The following is a 544-nucleotide window of genomic DNA, read 5'->3' as shown; positions in this document are numbered from 1 at the left end:
ATCTTGACATTACAGTACATGCAGGTGAAGTAGTTGGTATAGCAGGGGTAGATGGTAACGGACAGTCAGAGTTTATAGAAGCTTTAACTGGTCTTAGAAAAGCTGTTAGTGGAAAAGTAACTATAAACGGCAAAGATATATTTAACAAGACACCTAAAATAGTTATGGAGTCTGGGGTTGGACATGTTCCAGAAGACAGACATAAAAGAGGACTAATACTTAAATATTCATTATTTGAAAACTCAATCTTAGGTATTCATAGAAATAAGCCTTTTAGCAAGGGTATTGTACTAAACTATAGTGAAGTTAGAAAGCATTGCAATAAGCTTATAGAAGAGTTTGACGTAAGAACTCCAAATGATGAAGTTTCAGCCTCAGCTTTATCAGGGGGAAATCAACAAAAGCTTATAGTTGCAAGAGAAATCTCAAAGGATCCAGAGCTTCTAATAGTATGTCAACCAACAAGAGGTCTTGATGTTGGAGCTATAGAATACATTCATAAGAGAATAATACAGGAAAGAGACAGTGGTAAAGCAGTTCTTTT

General features: G+C 35.3%; 1 protein-coding gene. It reads left to right on the top strand.

Translation table 11 applies throughout. The features are described 5' to 3' along the window. Positions 1-544, top strand: a 544-nt coding sequence (locus J3477_RS25960; RefSeq protein ID WP_206873109.1) for an ATP-binding cassette domain-containing protein, incomplete at both ends; no start/stop codon positions are given.

The organism is Clostridium zeae (genome assembly GCF_017312485.1).
Taxonomy (GTDB): Bacteria; Bacillota; Clostridia; order Clostridiales; family Clostridiaceae; genus Clostridium_AR; species Clostridium_AR zeae.
Note: the sequence above shows the minus strand (reverse complement) of the source record. Positions and strands in the feature narration are given on the sequence as shown.